This window comes from Gammaproteobacteria bacterium, from assembly GCA_019911805.1.
Classification (GTDB): Bacteria; Pseudomonadota; Gammaproteobacteria; order Thiohalobacterales; family Thiohalobacteraceae; genus JAHJQQ01.
Map to the genome: position 1 here is coordinate 1 of JAIOJV010000092.1, position 18,487 is coordinate 18,487.

Genomic DNA, 18,487 nt, shown 5'->3' on the forward strand with positions numbered 1-18,487 from the left:
CCCCCTCACCGACAGCCACCCACGTATAATCCTCCACCTGACACCAAGCGAATCCACCACACCATGACCACCACCCTCACAATCACCCGCCCCGACGACTGGCACCTGCACCTGCGCGACGGTGCCGCCCTGGCGAGCGTCGTGCCGCACACCGCGGCGCAGTTCGGGCGTGCCATCGTCATGCCGAACCTGCAGCCGCCGGTGACGACCACGGCGCGGGCGCTGGCCTATCGCGAGCGTATCCTGGCGGCGCTGCCGATGGACACGTCCTTCGCACCGCTGATGACGCTGTACCTGACGGACGACACCCGGCCCGAGGAGATCCGCGCGGCCAGGGCCAGCGGGCAGGTGTACGCGGTGAAGCTCTACCCGGCCGGCGCGACGACGCATTCGGATGCGGGCGTGACAGATCTGCTCACCTGTCAGGCCACGCTGGAGGCGATGGCCGAGGTCGGTCTGCCGTTGCTGGTGCATGGCGAGGTCACCGATACCGACGTCGACATCTTCGACCGCGAGGCGGTGTTCATCGAACGGCAGCTGGCACCACTGATCGCGCGCATCCCCACGCTCAAGGTCGTGTTGGAGCACATCACCACCGCCGACGGTATCGATTTCGTGCGCGCGGCACCGGCCAACGTCGCCGGCACGCTCACGGTGCATCACCTGCTGATGAACCGCAACGCCATGTTCCAGGGCGGTATCCGGCCGCATCATTACTGCCTGCCGGTGCTCAAGCGTGAGCGTCACCGGCAGGCACTGCTTACGGCGGCGACCGGGGGCGAGCCGAAATTCTTCCTCGGTACCGACAGTGCACCGCATGCGCGCGGCACCAAGGAGAACGCCTGCGGCTGTGCCGGCATGTACACGGCACACGCGGCGCTGGAACTCTACGCCCAGGCCTTCGAGGATGCCGGTGCGCTGGACAGACTGGAAGGCTTCGCAAGCTTCTTCGGTGCGGACTTCTACGGACTGCCGCGCAATACCGGCACAGTGACGCTCGTCAGAGAGGATTGGGAGGTGCCGGTGAGCTACGCGCTCGGCGCTGCCGAGCTCGTACCGCTGTATGCCGGCGAGCGCCTGCGCTGGAGGCTGCGTCCGTAACCTGTCTGGCGCAACACACCCTGACAGCGCTGTGAATCGTCGTCGTAAGGTACGCCAGTGCAGCTTGCGGATCCGGCGCATACCCTGTCCATCGGCCCCGGACGCACACGGGCGCACACGGCCGCGCACGGAAAGACGCGAACGGTGGCGCCATGACGGGTTTTGCGGTCCGTGTACTTCCGTGTGTTTCCGTGGCTATCGGTCTTTGGTGGGTGCGTCGGGGCGGCGCCTGACGTACCGGAGGTACCGCCACGGTGCGTCGCTGCGCCGCCGCACCCTACGCGTAATTGCCGCGGCGGACAGCAGCTACGGGGTTGTCGTCGCCAGCCTGGTCCCGATCCGGTATCCTGCCCTGATGCACGATTCCAATGAACAACCAACCCAACCCGCCGCACGTCCCGTGACCCGGTTGGGGGAACGTTTCCGCGGTTTCCTGCCGGTCGTGGTCGATGTCGAGACCGCCGGTTTCAATGCCAAGACCGATGCCCTCCTGGAGATCGCGGCCGTTACGCTGCAGATGGACGACCAAGGCGTGCTGTCACGCCTCGAGACCCACGCCTGCCATGTCGAACCCTTTCCGGGCGCGCGGCTCGATCCCAAGGCACTGGCCTTCACCGGTATCGATCCCTACCACCCCTTCCGCTTCGCCGTGCCGGAACGCGAGGCCCTGGAGAAGGTCTTCGTACCCTTGCGCCGGCTGGTGAGGGAGAACCAGTGCAGCCGTGCCATCCTGGTCGGGCACAACCCGTCGTTCGATCTGGCCTTCGTCAAGGCCGCCGCACTGCGTACCGGTATCAAACGCAATCCCTTCCACCTGTTCAGCACCTTCGACACCGCCACCCTCGGTGGCCTCGCGTACGGCCAGACAGTACTGGCGCGCGCGGTGCAGGCGGCCGGCTTCGAGTGGGACGAGAAATCCGCACATTCGGCAATCTACGATGCCGAACGCACCGCCGACCTGTTCTGCGCAATCGTGAATCAGTGGCGGGAGTTGCGGGAAGCCAACGACTGACCCGCCGAGTACACCAGGCCGCGTTTCGACGCACACGCCGAAGGCGTATGGCCACGGAAGCACACGGAAATACACGGAAGGCGGGGATGCGACAGGTTTTCGTTACGTGTGTCTCCGTGGCCGCTTGTCTCACGGGGCGGGCTCCATGCCACGGTGCGTCGCTGGCGCCGACGCACCCTACACGCTGACCCACCGAATGCGCCAGGCCGCGTTTCGACGCACGCGCCGAAGGTGTATGGCCACGGAAGCACACGGAAATACACGGAAGGCGGGGCTGCGGCGGGGTTTACATTCCGTGTGGTTCCGTGGCCATGTTGTCTTGTGGAGTGCGGCGAGCGCGCCTGACCCAAATAAATACGGCCGCCCCGCGGTGTGCGGAGGCGGCCGGCGTGTCCCCGTTGCGGGTGGCGGCTTAGTGGTCGGCCGCGTACTCGAACGCCCAGCCTTCGGTCGGCGGCAGCTGAGGCAGGGTCTGCACCGGGAACTCGCCCGTCAGCGCACCCAGGAAGGCCACGATGTCGGTCGTCTGCGGTTCGTTCAGATCCTTGCCGAGCTGGGTCTTGGCCATCACCTTGACCGCCTCGTCCAACGTCAACACCGACCCGTTGTGAAAGTACGGGGCCGTCAGGGCGATGTTGCGCAGCGTCGGCACCTTGAACAGGTGCTTGTCGGCGTCGGCCTTGGTGACGTCGTGGCGACCCAGATCCTGCAGGAGGTCGTACTTCTTCACATAGTCGTTGTCCGCGAAGGTCGGGAATTTCATGAAGAAGCCCGTGCCCTCCGGCAGTGTCGGGCCGTTGAAGGCCGGACCCGAGTGGCAGGCGGTGCAGCCGACCTCGGCGAAGGTGTTCATGCCGCGCACCTGCTGCTCGGTCATGGCCTTCTTATCGCCCTTGACGTAGCGGTCATAGGGGCTGTTCGGCGTGATCAGCGTGCGCTCATAGGCGGCGATCGCCTTGGCGACATTCGAGACCGTCACGGTATCCGAACCGAAGGCGGCCTCGAAATAGGGCGCGTAACCCGGGATGCGGCGCACACGGCTCACGGCGACGTCGACGCCCTTCATGCCCATCTCGACGGGATTGGCGATCGGGCCCTTGGCCTGCTCTTCCAGGCTGGGCTCGCGGCCGTCCCAGAACTGCACCGAGGAGAAGGCCGAGTTCCACACCGTCGGTGCGCTGCGCCCGCCCATCTGGCCGTGCACGCCCATGGAAAAGTTGCGGTTGTCATCGCCGCCGAGCATGACATTGTGGCAGCTGTTGCAGGACACGGTACCGGTCGCCGAGAGCCGCGGGTCCATGAACAACAGCTTGCCCAGTTCGACCTTGGCCGGCGTGGTCGGGTTGTCAGCGGGCTCCGGGGCCTTGTCCGGAAGCGCCTGCCAGTCGGCTGCGGTGGCAAGCGATGTGGCGCCGGCGAGGGCCAGGGCCACTGCAGTGGTCGGAAATATCTTCATATGCGTGTCTCCTCGAAGGATGGTTTGTTTGCCGGCACATAACCATGCCGGGACAACAGCAATTTAGATCAAGTCTATATTAGATAGAATTAATCAATCAAGCCTTGCATGGTTCCGACGGGCCGGTGCATCCGCTACACTCCAGACGCCACCCCGGTCCGCCCCACGAGCGAACCCGCCACCATGTCCCGATTGCCGGAAAAATCCGAACAAATCCTGCAGGCCCATGCCGGCCTCATTCATCGCGTGGTCATCGCCTGCCAGAACCGCGCGGCCGTGCCCGACCTGGACGAGATCCTGCGTCAGGCGGAAAGCAACGGCTGGTCCGCCCTGGTCGCCGCCGTCCGCAAGATCCTGGCGGGCCAGCGCGAGCCCGGCGCCTTCCGCCATCTCGACGAGGAGGATCTCACCATCGTCGAGTCGATGCTACGCGGTATCCAGAACCCCGCCACCCTCCCCGACCTGTCCGCCGACATCGATGCCAACGCCGCCGCACCCGGACTGGCCAGCCTGATCCATGCGGCGCGTTCCGGCAACCTCGAGGCACTGCAGACGATCGCCACCATGGCCACCCAGATGCTGCAGGCCGGCGGCGACATGGCGCGCCTCGCCGGCTGCATCCGCCCCCTGGTCACCGGCGAACGCGACGCCGACAAACTCTGCCAGGGCATGGGCGACGCCGGCCAGAAACTGACCCTCGCCATCCTGCACGAACTCGGCAAACTCGAGGGGCACTGATGTTCGAGTGAGGCGTGAGGCGTGAGGCGTGAGGAGTAAAAGATAAACCCTTTTTTAGCCACGGAATCCACGGAACAACACGGAAAAATTTATTGCCAAAGACGTGTGGGCATTGTACCCGGCTCGGGTGACCGGAGATCAGAAACAGTGTCGGTTGCAGAACACTTCCAGATCCGATCGCTGTTTTCGCCACAATGATTTTTCTGTTCGTGCTGAATGACACCCAGATGACACAGCCGCTTCAGGCTGACCATCCGAGGCCTTGGTTTGTGTGGGTTTTCCCCAATAATTTTTCCGTGTTGTTCCGTGGATTCCGTGGCTAAGATCCTTTTTTGCCTCACTCCTCACTCCTCACTCCTCACTCCTCACTCCTCACTCCTCACGCCTCACGCCCCAACTCCACCTCCGCCAGGAAGCCGCCCAGGTCTGCCGAGCGGCCCAGGTGCAGCCGGCCGCCGTAGTGCCGCACGATGTCCTGGGCGATGGCGAGCCCCAGGCCGTGGCCGGGGACGGTGCCCTCGTCGATGCGTACACCGCGCCGGGCGAGGTCGGCCAGCTCATCCGGGTTGCGACCCGGGCCATTGTCCTCTACCCGGATGACGAGGCCTGTGGCGGAAGGCACCTGGCGTACGCGCACCTGTGAGCGTGCCCATTTGCAGGCGTTGTCGAGCAGATTGCCGAACAGCTCGTGCATGTCTTCACGGTCGGCGGCCAGCGGCAGTGGCGTGGGCAGGTCCAGTTCCAGCCGCAGATCGCGCTCGCGATAGAGCTGCCGCAGTACGGCGACCAGCGCCTCCAGTTCGGTGCGCAGATCCAGGCGCGTGCCCGTGGTCGCCGCCCCGGCCAGGCGGGCGCGCTTGAGTTCACGCGCCAGCAGCTGGTGCAGGGTCGCCACCTGCTCGCGCGCCCGGGCGGCGTCCGTCGTAGCGCAGAAGGCGTCATCACGGTCGGCGATCTGGCCGAGCAGCGTCAGCGGGGTCTTGAGTGCATGGGCGAGATTCCCCATGGCATTGCGGGAGCGGGTCAGCCGTTGCCGCTGGGTGGTCACCAGGGCATTGACCTGGCGCACCACCGGCAGGATCTCTTCGGGCACGGTCTCGCTGAGCTGCTGGCGCTCGCCACGCTCCAGCTCGGCGATCTCCGCGCGTGCGCGGCGCAACGGTACCAGCCCCAGCTTGAGGATCTGCCGCTGCGACACCAGCAGCAGCGCCAGCGTCAGCGCGCCGAACAGGCCATAGCGCAGCTGGAATTTTCGCACCCCGGCCTGGATGGGACTGAGATCCTCGGCGACGGCGATGCTGAAGTCATGACCGTCCTTGCGGAAACCGGCCATGTACACCAGCAGTGGCTGATCCTCCGGTCCGAGCATACGCTGCTGTGCGGACGCACCGACCGCGGTGGCCGGGAGCTCCAGGGTCTGGTCCCAGAGCGAACGTGAACGCCAGGTCCGACCGTCGCTGGAGATCAGGTAGTAATGGCCGGAAAACGGCTGCTGGTAGACCGAACTCATGCGCTGCGCACGCAGTTCGATGTCGGGTGCCTCCGGCGGCAGCAGCAGCGCGCCCAACAGGCTCTCGGCATCGTGCTCCAGCCGCGACAGCATGTAGCCTTCCATGAGCGTGCGGAAGGACAGGCTCATGCCGATGCCGAGGATGAGGAACACCCCGATCATGATGAGCGTCAGGCTGGCGCCCAGGCGACGCTGGATAGAGATCATGGTGCGGCGGAGGTCGTGAATACGTAGCCCTGACCGCGGCGCGTCTCGATCAGGTCGTCGCCGAGCTTCTGCCGCAGCCGTCGCACGTACACCTCGATCACATTGCTGTCCTTGTCGGAATCATAGTCGTAGACATGCTCGGCCAACTGGGTCTTGGACAGAATCTGGCCGGCGTGCAGCATGAAATAACGCAGCAGGCGGAATTCGGTGCCGGTGAGTTCGATATCCTTACCGTCCGGCGCGCGCACCCGCTGGCGCGCCTCGTCCAGCACCAGCCCGCCGCCATGGATATCCGCTTGGGCGATGCCCGAGGCGCGGCGGATGAGCGCCTGCAGGCGCGCGCCCAGCTCCTCGACATGAAACGGCTTGCCGAGATAATCGTCGGCGCCGGCCTGGAAACCTTCGACCTTCTCGTGCCAGGCGTCGCGCGCCGTGAGGATCAGCACCGGCGTGACCACGCCGGCGGCACGCCAGTTGCGCAGCACCTCGAGCCCGCTGCGGCGCGGCAGTCCCAGGTCGAGCACGATGGCGTCGTAGGGTTCCTGCTCGCCCATGAACTGGCCGTCGACGCCATTGTCCTGCCAGTCGACCGCAAAGCCACGGCGTTCCAGGTCCGCCTTCAGGCCGCCGCCGAGCGCAGTATCGTCTTCTACAATCAGTACCCGCACGCCATGTCCATCCAGAAGGCCCTTAGTCGTCCACGTCTTCTTCCAGCAGTTCGCCGGTCGCCGCATCATACTTCAGCTCGTACACCACACCCTCCGCGTCGAGCAGTTCGATCTCGTAATAATACGCACCACGCTTGGACTCCAGCTCGACTTCCAGGATACGCGCCGTCGGATAGCGTTGGCGCGTATGCACGAGGATATCTTCCAGGGGAACGATGGCCCCGGAACCAGCCAGTGCGCGGGCACGATCCTGTTCACTGGCAAAGCCGGTGGCAAACAACAGGGAACCACCCAGCGCAAGCAGGCCGATCCATGCAGAATTTTTCATACTCATCTCTCCATTCCGCCACAGCGGGTTGGTCCTGTGCGGTGGTTCAGGCGCGCTTGCGTCCGGTGAGCATGGCGCGCACCAGGTTCTCGCCGTGCAGCAGACTCTCGACCAGCACGCCCGCCACATGCACCACCACCATGAACAGCGTCAGGTTGGCGAAGAACTCGTGCAACTCCTCGAATGCCTCTTTCCAGAAGCCGCCTACGCCGCCCAGCCAACCGACCAGCGGCCCGGCGTGCTCCTCGGTGGCGTAGACGGCCATGCCGAAGACGGTGGTCGCCAGCAGGCTGACGAGCAATAACACGACCATCAGCCCGCCTGCCGGGTTGTGCCCGAGGTAGCGGCGTGGATGCAGGGCAACCACCTCGCGCAGATAGCCGAAGACCGTGCCCGGACCGCGCACGAAGTCGGTGAAGCGTGCATGCCGGGTGCCGACGAAGCCCCACAGCAAGCGTACCAGCACCAGCCCCAGCACGGTGTAGCCGGCAAAGGTATGGATGTCCAGCCAGCCCTCGCCGTCCCCCGTGAGGTAGGCCGTGAAGAAGGCGCTCACCAGCGTCCAGTGGAACACCCGCACCAGCGGGTCCCAGACCTTCACTTGGTTCGCAGTCGCGCTTAGCAGAGGGCCTCCCGTCATGTCGGCCGCGCCCTATCCGGTTTCAAGGCCACCGCGGCGCCCGCCAGGGCGACGCTAAGGGTTCTGTGTCTCATGCCTGTGCTCCTTTCCGGTGTGGCTTGCCTTCCCGCTGGCCGGCCTGGCCGGTCTTCTCTAGTGGGGCCCAGGCTATACCGCGAAGCTGAAATCAATCTGAAACATGGGGACACAAAAGGGCGGGAGGCCCCCTCTCGCAAAATAAAAAACCCCGCCGCGGGCTGCCCGCGGCGGGGTTCTGGGATCGGACGACCCGGGCAGGGGCCCGGGCGTACCGCTAGGCGGTCTTGGCGACGGCGTCCTTGACCATCTTCTGCAGCTCACCCTTCTGCAGCAGATCGATGGTGATGTCGCAGCCGCCGATCAGCTCGCCGTTGATGTAGATCTGCGGGAAGGTCGGCCAGTTGGCGTAACGGGGCAGGTTCTGGAACACCTCCGGATCCGCCAGCACGTTTACATAGGCGAACTCCTCGCCACAGGCCGTCAGTGCCTGGGAGGCACGGCTGGAGAAGCCGCACTGCGGCATCTGCGGGGTACCCTTCATGAAGATCACCACCGAATTACCCTCGACCGCCTCTTTGATCCTGTCCATCACGTCCATATTCGCTACCCCTCGTCTGTCACGTCGCCGCCGCGCGGCCTGAGAAAATGATGCCCAGTCTACTGCCCGGGACAGCGGGAATAAAGTCCAGCGGCTGTGGGGGAGTGGAGAATGGAGAGTGAGGCGTGAGGCGTGAGGCGTGAGGTGTGAGGTGTGAGGTGTGAGGAGTGGAAACCCCCTCATGGCCACGGAAGCACACGGAAGCACACGGAAGCACACGGAAGAACACGGAAGAACACGGAAGAACACGGAAAAAGACGATTGCAAAAACCCAATGATCAGGCCGCGCGATAGCTATCTGGGCTTTAATCTTCTTAATTTTCCGTGTATTTCCGTGTGCTTCCGTGGCCAACAAGGGTTTTGTCTTTTACGTCTCACTCCTCACGCCTCACGCCTCACTCCCCATCCACATTGCGCTGCAGCCAGTACTCCAGCAGCGCCAGGTGCCAGAGCTTGCTACCCAGGATACGGGTGTGCTGGCCTTCGGGGTCGGCCAGCAGGCGTTCGACGTAGCGGCGTTGATAAATTCCGCGCTGGCGGCAGGCGGTGGAATCCAGGATGTCGTGCATGAAGTCGAGGAACTCACCGCGTACATATTTGAGTGCAGGTACCGGGAAATAACCCTTGGGCCGGTCGATCACCGCATCCGGGACGATGCCGCGGGCAATGCGCTTGAGCACATGTTTGCCCCCGGAGCCGAGCTTGTACTCGGGCGGCATGCGCGCGGCCAGTTCGACCAGTTGATGATCGAGAAAGGGCACGCGCGCCTCCAGGCCCCAGGCCATGGTCATGTTATCCACGCGCTTGACCGGGTCGTCGACGACCAGCGTGGTGACGTCCAGGCGCAGCACACGGTCGATGTAGTCGTCGGCATCCGGCTCAGCCAGGCGGGCGGCAACGGCGGCGGCGGTGTAGTCCGGACCCTGCAGCCCGGGTTCGATCATATCCGCGAACTCGGCGTGGTCACGGTCGAAGTAATGCACACGGAAGCGGTCGAGGTCGCTGCCGGTCTCCGCCACCATGCGCGGATACCAGAAATAGCCGCCGAACACCTCATCGGCGCCCTGGCCGCTCTGCACCACCTTCACCGACTTCGACACCTGCTCGGACAGCAGGTAAAAGGCGACCGCGTCCTGGGCGAACATCGGCTCGGCCATATTGTCCACCGCCTCGGGCAGACGCTTGAGCACTTCGTCGTTGGGGATATGGTATTTGTGATGGCGCGTCGCATAGCGCGCGACGACCTGATCGGAATACTCGAATTCGCTGCCCTTCTCCTCCGGATGGTCCTCGAAACCCACCGAAAAGGTCAGCAGATCCTTGACGCCGGCCTCGGCGAGCAGCGCCACCAGCAGACTGGAATCCAGCCCGCCCGACAAGAGTACACCGACCGGCACGTCGGCGATCTGGATGCGCTTGCGCACCGCCTCGCGCAGCGCGGCGTGGATCGCCTCGGTCCATTCGCCTTCGCTCAGCGCGTGCCCGGGGCGGGTCGCCTGCAGCCGCCAGTAGCGGCGCAGGGTGCGGCGGCCGTCGACCTCGACGGTCAGGGTGTGCCCGGGCGCGAGCTTGCGGATGCCACGCAGGATGGTGCGCGGCGCGGGGATCACCGCATGCAGAGTGAACTGGTGATGCAGCGCCACCGGGTCGATGCCGGTGTTCACGTCGCCGGCGACCAACAATGCCTGGCTGCTGGAGGCGAAGCGGAACCGGCCGCGTGCGTGATTGTAGTACAGCGGTTTGATACCGAAACGGTCGCGCGCCAGGAACAGGCGTTGGCGCTCACCGTCCCAGATCGCGAAGGCGAACATCCCGTGCAGGCGGTCGACGCAGCGCTCGCCCCATTCGGCATAGGCCTTGAGGATGACCTCGGTGTCGCCGCTGGAGGAGAACTGGTGCCCACGTGCGCGCAGTTCCTCGCGCAGCTCCGGATAGTTGTAGATGGTGCCGTTGAACACCAGCGCGAGATCGAGTTTCTGGTCGACCAACGGTTGGTTGGAGTGCGACGACAGATCGATCACCGCCAGCCGCCGGTGCCCGAAGGCCAGCGGCCCGGCCGTGAAACTGCCCTCGTGATCGGGACCGCGCCGCGCCAGGCGCGCGGTCATGCGCGCCAGCACCCCCGGATCGGGCGACCGGCCATCGAAGCGCAATTCACCGCAGATACCGCACATGGGTGTCAGTGAGGAGTGAGGCGTGAGGCGTGAGGCGTGAAATCCGATAATGGCCACGGAACCACACGGAAACACACGGAAAGAATCTTGTGCTGAAAAATCCGGACAGGACGGCGTCGCCTTTGCAGCAGTTCGAAAGAGCCGCCTCCCGGTGTCTTACAAACGATTGGCCGTAGGGTGCGTCGAGGCGCAGCCTGACGCACCAAAACCCCGCACCGCGGTGCGTCGCTGACGCCGACGCACCCTACCCGGGATTTTGCCATAAGCATTCTTTCCGTGTTTTCCGTGTGTTTCCGTGGCCGAAATCCTTTCTTTTCACGCCTCACGCCTCACTCCTCACCCACCCACGGTGAGCTTGGAGACCACCTGTTTCACGCCCTTGACGTTGCGTGCGATCTCCACCGCCCGCTGTGCGACCGCCTGGCTCGAGACCTTGCCGTAGAGCGTCACCACGCCACGGTAGGTGTCGACGTTGATGGCGAGCGCGCTGACCTGCTTGTCCTGCACGTAGCGGGTGTTGATGGTCGAGGTGATGGTGGTGTCGGAACTGATCTCGCCGACGCTGCGTTCGTCCTTGCCGACATAGTAGCCGCCGGCCGCCGCGCCGCCCACCACCGCCGCCGCACACCCGGCGAGCAGCCACACGCTGGCAGCGATCAGCACTGCCTGAACGAATCGTTTCATAATGTTCCACTCCCTCCATGACATTTTTGCTGGGCGCATTATGCGGGCGTGTGCGGCCGCCCGCCAGCGCCTGACCCGCGGCCAATCAAGGCCTGGCCCACAACACCGCAGGGCGCGCGGCGCGCATCCCGGATATTGACATATTGCAATGTTTGAACGCCTGGCCTATTCTCCCGCTCCTCAAGAAAAACAGCTAGATATTGACTAAACCACGCGAATACAAGCGTTTTTCCAACACCCTTTCTGCTGCAGAGGACCGACTCCATGAACCCGCTCAAGTCCATTCCCGGCACCATTATCTCCGGTTTCGTGCTGGCCGTGATTCTCGTCTTCGTACTCGGCCCGGGCGGCGCCTTCAACCCCTGGGAGTTCTGGGTATGGATGCACGTGCTCGCCGGCATCACCTGGATCGGCCTGCTCTACTACTTCAACTTCGTGCAGGTGCCGGCCGTCGGCCAGGCCCTGGCCGAGGCCGGCAGCGGTGGCCCCGGCGCCGCGGCCATCAACAAGTACGTCGCCCCGCGCGCCCTGCTGTGGTTCCGCTGGGGTGCCCTGGCGACCTGGATCACCGGTGCAATGGCACTGGAATACATGGCCAAAAGCATGGCCGGCGCAGGCTCCGGCATCGTCGCCGCCTTCACCTTCGCTGACAACTTCGAGCTCATCGGCATGGGCGCCTGGCTGGGTACCATCATGCTGTTCAACGTCTGGGTGCTGATCTGGCCGAACCAGAAGAAGATCCTCGGCATCGTCCAGGCCAGCGCCGAGGAGATCGGCAAGGCCAAGGTGGTGGCGCTGATGGCCTCGCGGACCAACACTCTGCTGTCGATCCCGATGCTCCTCGGCATGACCGGCCACATGCACGGCATGCCATTCTGACGGCTGTCTGGATAGCCTGCGCGGGGTAACCCGCGCAGGCGCAATGAAGCCCGGCCCCGCGCCGGGCTTTTTGCTTTTACCCGGCGCGGGTCGGGCAGATTTGCGCGGCGACCGACGCCTGGATAGAATCGGCTCTTTCCGGCGGCTCCAGGGGCCTGTCGGACCTGGGCGATCGTAGTGGGCCGCTCTCCCGCCGGCGCAGTAGATCAGCCTCAGGTCCGACAGGCCCTTGGGGGCTGCCGTTCTCGTTTTTGCAGGCTTGGATCCGTATGACGAACACGACCCTGATGTCCACCTATGCCCGCCTCCCGGTGCGCTTCGAGCGCGGCGCGGGCGCATCCCTGTGGGACAGCGACGGCAAGGAATATCTGGATGCGCTGGCCGGCGTCGCCGTGTGCGGCCTGGGCCACGCCCACCCGGCCGTGACCGAGGCGCTGTGCGCACAGGCCGCGCGCCTGGTGCACACCTCCAACATCTATCAGATCCCCCTGCAGGAGGAACTGTCCGCCGAACTCGCCCGGGTTACCGGCATGGAGCGCGCGTTCTTCTGTAACTCCGGTGCCGAGGCCAACGAGGCCGCCATCAAGCTCGCGCGCCTCTATGGTCACCGCCGCGACATCAAGGAACCCGCCATCGTCGTCATGGAGGGCAGCTTCCACGGCCGCACCCTCGCGACCCTGACCGCTACCGGCAACCGCAAGGTGCAGGCCGGCTTCGAGCCACTGGTAAAAGGTTTCATCCGCGTCCCCTTCAATAACGTGGCGGCACTGCAGACGGTGGCGGAGAACAGCGACAAGGTCGTCGCCGTGTTGGTGGAACCGGTGCAGGGCGAGGGCGGCATCCGCGTGCCCGATACTGATTATCTCGCGGCGGTGCGGGCCTTCTGCGACCGCCAGGGCTGGCTGCTGATGCTCGACGAGGTGCAGACTGGTATGGGCCGCACCGGCCGCTGGCTGGCCTACCAGCACACCGACATCGTGCCGGACGTGGTGACGCTGGCCAAGGGCCTGGGCAACGGTGTGCCCATCGGCGCCTGCCTGGCGCGTGGCGCCGCCGCCGAGGTCTTCGAGCCGGGCAATCACGCCTCCACCTTCGGCGGCAATCCGCTGGCCTGCAGCGCAGCGCTGGCGGTGCTGCGCACCATCGAGACAGACGGCCTGGTAGCACGTGCGGCCGCCCTGGGCGAGCGCCTGCAGACGGGTCTGCAGGCGCGCCTGCACGACACCCCCGGCGTGCTGGCCGTACGCGGCTTCGGACTGATGCTCGCCGTCGAACTCGACCGCCCCTGTGGGGGACTGGTGAAGACGGCACTCGCGCGCGGCCTGTTGCTCAACGTCACCGCCGGGAAGGTGGTGCGACTGCTGCCGCCGCTGATCATCAGCGACGCGCAGGCCGACCGTATCGTCGACGAGGTCAGCACGCTCGTCCGTGACTTCCTGCTGCAGGCGTGAGGCGATGCCAGTGCGCCACTTCCTGACCTTGCTCGACCTGTCGCCGGACGAACTGCAGGGCCTGCTGCGTCGCGCCATCGACATGAAGGCCCGCCACCGGGCCGGCGAGATGCTGCAGCCGCTGCGCGGCAAGATCCTCGGCATGGTGTTCGAGAAATCCTCGACGCGTACCCGCGTCTCCTTCGAGGCCGGTATGGCACAACTCGGTGGTCATGCCCTGTTCCTGTCGCCGCGCGACACCCAGCTCGGCCGCGGCGAGCCCATCGAGGACACCGCGCGCGTGCTGTCGCGCATGGTCGATATCATCATGATCCGTACCTACGAGCACGAGAAGCTCGAGCGCTTCGCGGAGCATTCGCGTGTGCCGGTCATCAATGCATTGACCGACCGCTGCCATCCCTGTCAGCTGCTCGCCGACATGCAGACCTACCTCGAGCACCGTGGCGACATCCGTGGACGCACCGTGGCCTGGATCGGCGACGGCAACAATATGTGCAACTCCTATATCAATGCCGCCAGGCTGTTCGGGTTCCGGCTGCAGATCGCCGCACCCGAGGGCTACACGCCAGACCCCGATATCGTCGCTGGCGGCGGCGATCAGGTCGAGATCTTCACCGATCCGGACAGCGCCGCCCGCGGTGCCGATCTGGTGGTCACCGACGTCTGGGCCAGCATGGGTCAGGAAGATGAACACTGGACGCGTGCACAGGCCTTCGCCGACTTCCAGGTCGACGCCCGGCTGATGCGCCTCGCTGCCAAGGACGCACTGTTCATGCATTGCCTGCCCGCGCACCGCGGCGAGGAAGTCGCAGCCGAGGTCATCGACGGGCCACAGAGCGTGGTGTGGGATGAAGCGGAGAACCGCCTGCATGCACAGAAGGCCCTGCTGGAACTGCTGCTGACCTGACAGCAGTGCAACGCAAGCCCGCCTCGACAACCCGAAAATCCCCAAGACCGGGGCTATCCACCGCACACAGACAGACCGACGCACGACCGCACCACGACCGCACCACGGCCGCAGCTGCCGGCACGCCGTGCCGACAAGGATACAGACATGCACCGCCTCTTCCTGCTCACTGCCTTGCTCACCGGCCTGGCGGGACCCGCGGTCGCCGACACCGTGCAGGTCGCCGTCGCTGCCAACTTCGCCGCGACCCTGCAGACACTGGCCACGGATTTTCAGCAGCAGAGCGGGCATGTGATCAGCCCGTCCTCCGGCTCCACCGGCAAGCTCTATGCGCAGATCCGGCACGATGCACCGTTCGATATCTTCCTGGCCGCCGACCGCGAACGCCCCGCCCTGCTGCATGCGCAGGGTCTGGCCACGGCGCCGGTCATCTACGCCATCGGGCGCCTGGCGCTCTATGCGCCGGCGGGCGAGCCGCGTGCGCGACTCGACGGCGGCGACTTCACGCATCTCGCCATCGCCAACCCGCTGACCGCGCCCTACGGCGCCGCCGCGCGGGCCGTGCTGGAAGGCATGGGGCGATGGACGATGCTACAACCGCGCCTGGTGATGGGTGAAAACATCGGCCAGACCTTCCAGTTCACCCACAGCGGCAACGCCGAGCTCGGCTTCGTCGCGCTGGCACAAGTGCGTGCGCTGAACATCCCACAGACGCAGTATTGGACGATCCCCGCCGATCGGCATCCCGCATTGGAACAGACAGCGGTGCTGCTGCGCAGCAGCCGTGTGCCGGAGGCGGCGAGCCTCTTTCTGGAGTACCTGCAAAGTGGGGCGGCGCGAACTATCATCGAGCGAGACGGCTATGGAGTTCCGTATGACGACAGATAATCAGCAGCAACCACCCGCGGACGATGCGATACCCCTTGAGATCAGCGCCGCGACGGCCACTGAAATGATCCACCTGGACCTGGCCTGCCTGATCGACATCCGGCAACCCTTCGAGCTGGAGTTCAAGGGTGCCCTGCCCAACAGCCTGCATATCCCGTTTTTCAGTATCAAGCGCGCCTTCGGCGATCCGCTCAGCGACGAAGAGCAGGAGATCCTCGACTCGGAAGAACCCAGCGATATCGACATCAAGGCGTTCGTCAAACGCGTGAACACATTGCAACGCCAGCGCGAGTGCATCCTGCTGGTGGTCTGCAACTCCGGCCGGCGCAGCGTGCATGCCGCGCGGCTGCTGCGTGATCTGGGCTATGACAAGACCTTCTCCGTGGCCGATGGCATCCGCACGCTGAATCTGTCGACGCCACCGGATCAGAGTCCGTGACACTGGCGGCCCCGGACATACCCCCGAATATACCCTCGGACACGCCGCCATCTGACACCCGCCCATGCCGCTCCCCGATCTGGCCCCGCTGTTCCTGACCCTGCGCCTCGCGACGGTCACGACGCTGGTGCTGCTGGTGCTCGGGACGCCGCTGGCCTGGTGGCTGGCGCGGACCCGCTGCCGCGCACGCCCCGTCGTCGAGGCCCTGGTGGCACTGCCGCTGGTGCTGCCGCCGACAGTGCTGGGCTTCTATCTGCTGGTCGCCCTGAGCCCGCAGAGTCCACTCGGTGCACTGGTGCAGTCGCTGGGCGGGCCGCGGCTCGTGTTCAGCTTCACCGGGCTGGTGATCGGATCGGTGATCTACTCGCTGCCATTCGTGGTGCAACCCCTGCAGAACGCCTTCGCCGGGATCGCGCCGCGCACCCTGGAGGCCGCGGCGACGCTCGGCGCCGGTCCGGCCGATCGCTTTCTCAGCATCGTGCTGGCGCAGGCCAGGACCGGGTTTCTCGCCGCGGTCACGCTGGGCTTCGCGCACACCGTCGGCGAGTTCGGCGTGGTGCTGATGATCGGTGGCAACATCCCCGGTGCGACCCAGGTGCTGTCCATCGCCATCTACGACCAGGTCGAGTCGCTGCAGTACGCCAGCGCGCACCTGTGGTCGGCACTGCTGCTGGGCTTCTCCTTCGCAGTGCTGCTGGCCATGTATACGCTGCGCGGCGGACGGCACGCCGGTCTGGGGCGATGAACCGATTCACCATCCAGCTGACGCTCCGTCGCGGCACGTTCACGCTGAACGTCGACGTGACCCTGCCGGGGCGCGGCGTGACCGGACTGTTCGGGCCTTCGGGCTGCGGCAAGACCAGCCTGCTGCGCGGACTGAGCGGGTTGGAGCGCGCCCAGGGCCACATCGGCATCAACGGCGCGCGCTGGCTGGACAGCGCGGCGGGCATTGACCTGCCCGCGCACCGCCGCCGCGTCGGCTATGTGTTCCAGGACGCAGCGCTGTTCACCCACCTCGATGTGCGCGGCAATCTCGACTACGGCCGCTCGCGCACGCCGGTCGCGCGGCGTCGCATCGTGCTCGAACAGGTCATCGACTGGCTCGGGCTCGCAGCGCTGTTGACGCGCCGCGTGCCGCAACTGTCCGGCGGCGAGGCGCAACGCGTGGCGATGGGCCGCGCGCTGCTGACCAGTCCCGATCTGCTGCTGCTCGACGAGCCGCTCGCCGCACTCGACCAGGATGCCCGACAGGCCATCCTGCCCTACCTGGAACGCCTGCACCGTGAACTCGCCGTGCCGGTGATCTACGTCAGCCATGCACAGGACGAGATCACCCGGCTGGCCGACCATCTGCTGCTGCTGGACGCCGGCAAGGTACGCGCCAGCGGTCCGCTGGCGGAGTTGCTCACCCGTCCGGATCTGCCGCTCAGCCGTGCCGCTGCCGCCGCGGCGATCCTGGAAGGACACGTGGTCGCGGTCGAAGAGAGCTTCGGGCTGACCTGGGTCGACACCAGCGCCGGGCGCATCGCCCTGGCCGTCGGCGGCCTCGCGATCGGCACGGCGCTGCGGCTGCGCATCGCCGCGCGCGATGTCAGCCTGGCCCTGCGGGCACCGGCCGACACCAGCATCCTCAACTGCCTGCCGGCACGCGTGACCGCGATCGTGGGACACGACCCGGCGCAGATCATGGTGCATCTGCAGGCCGGCGGCGCACCGCTGTTGGCGCGGATCACGCGCAAGTCCCGCGAACAGCTCGGGATCGGAGTGGGTGCGCAGGTGCACGCACTCATCAAGAGCGTGGCGCTGGTGGATTAGGCGGCGCCGGGAACCGGCACCGGCCGGTCATTCCCTGGATTTGGCGTGGTCAGCGCGCGCCTGCGCCTCCATGTGCTCCAGGCTGGTATGGCGCACGTCCTTGCCCTTGACCAGGTAGATAACGTACTCGCAGATGTTGCGGGCGCGGTCGCCGATGCGCTCCAGGGAACGCGCGGCCCACATGATGTCCAGCACCCGCGGAATGGAGCGTGGGTCCTCCATCATGAAGGTGATGAGCTGACGTACGATGGCCTCGTACTCCTTGTCGACCTTGAGGTCTTCGCGCCAGACCTGCACGGCCAGCTCGGTGTCCATGCGTGCGAAGGCGTCCAGCGCATTGTGGAGCATCTTCCGTACCTGGTCGCCGAGGTGCCCGATCTGAGCGGGATGCACCCGCATGTCCTCACCACTGCCGACGTGCTGGGCCATGCGCGCGATGCGTTCCGCCTCGTCGCCGATGCGTTCCAGATCGGTGATGGTCTTGATGACAGCGACGATGAGCCGCAGATCACCGGCCGCCGGCTGCCGGCGGGCGAGCACGCGGTTGCATTCCTCGTCCAGCGCCACCTCCATGGCGTTGACCTTGTAATCGCTGTTGACGACCACCTCGGCCATGCGCTCGTCCCCCTCGACGATGGAGGTCATGGCGTCTGCGAGCTGCTGCTCGACCACGCCGCCCATGGTCAGCACACGGTTGCGGATGTCTTCCAGCTCCGCATTGAACTGCTGCGAGATGTGCTGTCCGATGCCTGGTTTTTCCATTGCCGTCCCCTCTCCCGCCGGCGCGCTCAGCCGTAGCGTCCGGTGATGTAGTCTTCTGTCATCTTCTCCGACGGATTCGTGAAGATGGTATTGGTGTCGCCGAATTCGATCAGGTCACCCATGTACATGAACGCAGTGTAGTCCGATACGCGCGCGCCATCGCCATCGAACCCGAGGTGCTGCTGCTGGACGAGCCGGCCTCGGCGCTGGAT

General features: G+C 65.5%; 20 protein-coding genes. 10 read left to right on the forward strand and 10 right to left on the reverse strand.

Features of this window, described 5'->3' with window-relative positions:
• Positions 1–63: 63 nt before the first annotated feature.
• Together pyrC and rnt are read left to right on the forward strand one after the other, a co-directional pair.
• Positions 64–1,101 carry a dihydroorotase gene (gene pyrC, locus K8I04_11660; protein MBZ0072366.1) on the forward strand — a complete coding sequence of 346 codons (1,038 nt, stop codon included), beginning with the start codon at positions 64–66 and terminating at the stop codon, positions 1,099–1,101.
• A 355-nt stretch (positions 1,102–1,456) separates the two neighbouring features.
• Positions 1,457–2,113 carry a ribonuclease T gene (gene rnt / locus K8I04_11665; GenBank protein MBZ0072367.1) on the forward strand — a complete coding sequence of 219 codons (657 nt, stop codon included), beginning with the start codon at positions 1,457–1,459 and terminating at the stop codon, positions 2,111–2,113.
• Positions 2,114–2,525: 412 nt separating this feature from the next.
• Here the strand turns inward: rnt and K8I04_11670 are convergent, their stop codons facing one another.
• Positions 2,526–3,569, reverse strand: coding sequence for a cytochrome-c peroxidase (locus K8I04_11670; protein ID MBZ0072368.1), 1,044 nt, complete (start codon positions 3,567–3,569; stop codon positions 2,526–2,528).
• 183 nt (positions 3,570–3,752) lie between these two features.
• Here K8I04_11670 and K8I04_11675 point away from each other — a divergent pair, with 183 nt between their 5' ends.
• Positions 3,753–4,307 (forward strand): hypothetical protein, encoded by a 555-nt coding sequence (locus K8I04_11675; GenBank protein MBZ0072369.1) that lies wholly within the window; start codon positions 3,753–3,755, stop codon positions 4,305–4,307.
• 379 nt (positions 4,308–4,686) lie between these two features.
• On the opposite strand, the gene K8I04_11680 is transcribed toward K8I04_11675, so the two are convergent.
• From K8I04_11680 to K8I04_11710, 7 genes are all read right to left on the reverse strand, one after another.
• The gene (locus K8I04_11680) at positions 4,687–6,024 is read right to left on the reverse strand and encodes a sensor histidine kinase (protein MBZ0072370.1); all 1,338 of its coding nucleotides are present in this window, start codon (positions 6,022–6,024) and stop codon (positions 4,687–4,689) included.
• The gene (locus tag K8I04_11685) at positions 6,021–6,692 is read right to left on the reverse strand and encodes a response regulator transcription factor (GenBank protein MBZ0072371.1); all 672 of its coding nucleotides are present in this window, start codon (positions 6,690–6,692) and stop codon (positions 6,021–6,023) included. Before K8I04_11685 ends, K8I04_11680 begins: the two co-directional genes overlap by 4 nt.
• Positions 6,693–6,714: 22 nt before the next feature.
• A complete protein-coding gene (locus tag K8I04_11690) occupies positions 6,715–7,020 on the reverse strand; it encodes a PepSY domain-containing protein (protein MBZ0072372.1) in 306 nt (101 codons plus the stop codon).
• 46 nt (positions 7,021–7,066) lie between these two features.
• A complete protein-coding gene (locus K8I04_11695) occupies positions 7,067–7,660 on the reverse strand; it encodes a cytochrome b/b6 domain-containing protein (GenBank protein MBZ0072373.1) in 594 nt (197 codons plus the stop codon).
• A 292-nt stretch (positions 7,661–7,952) separates the two neighbouring features.
• The gene (grxD, locus tag K8I04_11700) at positions 7,953–8,276 is read right to left on the reverse strand and encodes a Grx4 family monothiol glutaredoxin (GenBank protein ID MBZ0072374.1); all 324 of its coding nucleotides are present in this window, start codon (positions 8,274–8,276) and stop codon (positions 7,953–7,955) included.
• Between the two features lie 395 nt (positions 8,277–8,671).
• Positions 8,672–10,450: an N-acetylglutaminylglutamine amidotransferase gene (locus K8I04_11705; GenBank protein ID MBZ0072375.1), complete on the reverse strand. Its 1,779-nt coding sequence runs from the start codon at positions 10,448–10,450 to the stop codon at positions 8,672–8,674.
• A 336-nt stretch (positions 10,451–10,786) separates the two neighbouring features.
• Positions 10,787–11,134: a BON domain-containing protein gene (locus K8I04_11710; GenBank protein MBZ0072376.1), complete on the reverse strand. Its 348-nt coding sequence runs from the start codon at positions 11,132–11,134 to the stop codon at positions 10,787–10,789.
• A gap of 264 nt (positions 11,135–11,398) precedes the next feature.
• On the opposite strand from K8I04_11710, the gene K8I04_11715 reads away from it, so the two are divergent.
• The 7 genes from K8I04_11715 to modC all read left to right on the forward strand — a co-directional run bounded on the left by K8I04_11715 (position 11,399) and on the right by modC (position 17,513).
• Positions 11,399–12,013, forward strand: a complete 615-nt coding sequence (locus K8I04_11715) for a urate hydroxylase PuuD (GenBank protein ID MBZ0072377.1) — start codon at positions 11,399–11,401, stop codon at positions 12,011–12,013.
• Between the two features lie 269 nt (positions 12,014–12,282).
• Positions 12,283–13,464 carry an acetylornithine transaminase gene (locus K8I04_11720; GenBank protein MBZ0072378.1) on the forward strand — a complete coding sequence of 394 codons (1,182 nt, stop codon included), beginning with the start codon at positions 12,283–12,285 and terminating at the stop codon, positions 13,462–13,464.
• A 4-nt stretch (positions 13,465–13,468) separates the two neighbouring features.
• On the forward strand, positions 13,469–14,371 hold the full coding sequence (argF, locus tag K8I04_11725; protein MBZ0072379.1) for an ornithine carbamoyltransferase: 903 nt from the start codon (positions 13,469–13,471) through the stop codon (positions 14,369–14,371).
• A gap of 147 nt (positions 14,372–14,518) precedes the next feature.
• Complete coding sequence (gene modA / locus K8I04_11730) at positions 14,519–15,259, forward strand: molybdate ABC transporter substrate-binding protein (GenBank protein MBZ0072380.1); 741 nt, start codon at positions 14,519–14,521, stop codon at positions 15,257–15,259.
• Positions 15,246–15,698, forward strand: coding sequence for a rhodanese-like domain-containing protein (locus tag K8I04_11735; protein ID MBZ0072381.1), 453 nt, complete (start codon positions 15,246–15,248; stop codon positions 15,696–15,698). Before modA ends, K8I04_11735 begins: the two co-directional genes overlap by 14 nt.
• Before the next feature lie 64 nt (positions 15,699–15,762).
• On the forward strand, positions 15,763–16,443 hold the full coding sequence (gene modB, locus K8I04_11740; GenBank protein ID MBZ0072382.1) for a molybdate ABC transporter permease subunit: 681 nt from the start codon (positions 15,763–15,765) through the stop codon (positions 16,441–16,443).
• Positions 16,440–17,513 carry a molybdenum ABC transporter ATP-binding protein gene (gene modC, locus K8I04_11745; GenBank protein MBZ0072383.1) on the forward strand — a complete coding sequence of 358 codons (1,074 nt, stop codon included), beginning with the start codon at positions 16,440–16,442 and terminating at the stop codon, positions 17,511–17,513. Before modB ends, modC begins: the two co-directional genes overlap by 4 nt.
• A gap of 27 nt (positions 17,514–17,540) precedes the next feature.
• Here modC and phoU read toward each other — a convergent pair whose 3' ends face one another.
• Positions 17,541–18,275: a phosphate signaling complex protein PhoU gene (gene phoU, locus K8I04_11750; GenBank protein MBZ0072384.1), complete on the reverse strand. Its 735-nt coding sequence runs from the start codon at positions 18,273–18,275 to the stop codon at positions 17,541–17,543.
• A 26-nt stretch (positions 18,276–18,301) separates the two neighbouring features.
• Positions 18,302–18,487, reverse strand: a 186-nt coding sequence (locus tag K8I04_11755) for a hypothetical protein (GenBank protein MBZ0072385.1), incomplete at its 5' end; no start/stop codon positions are given.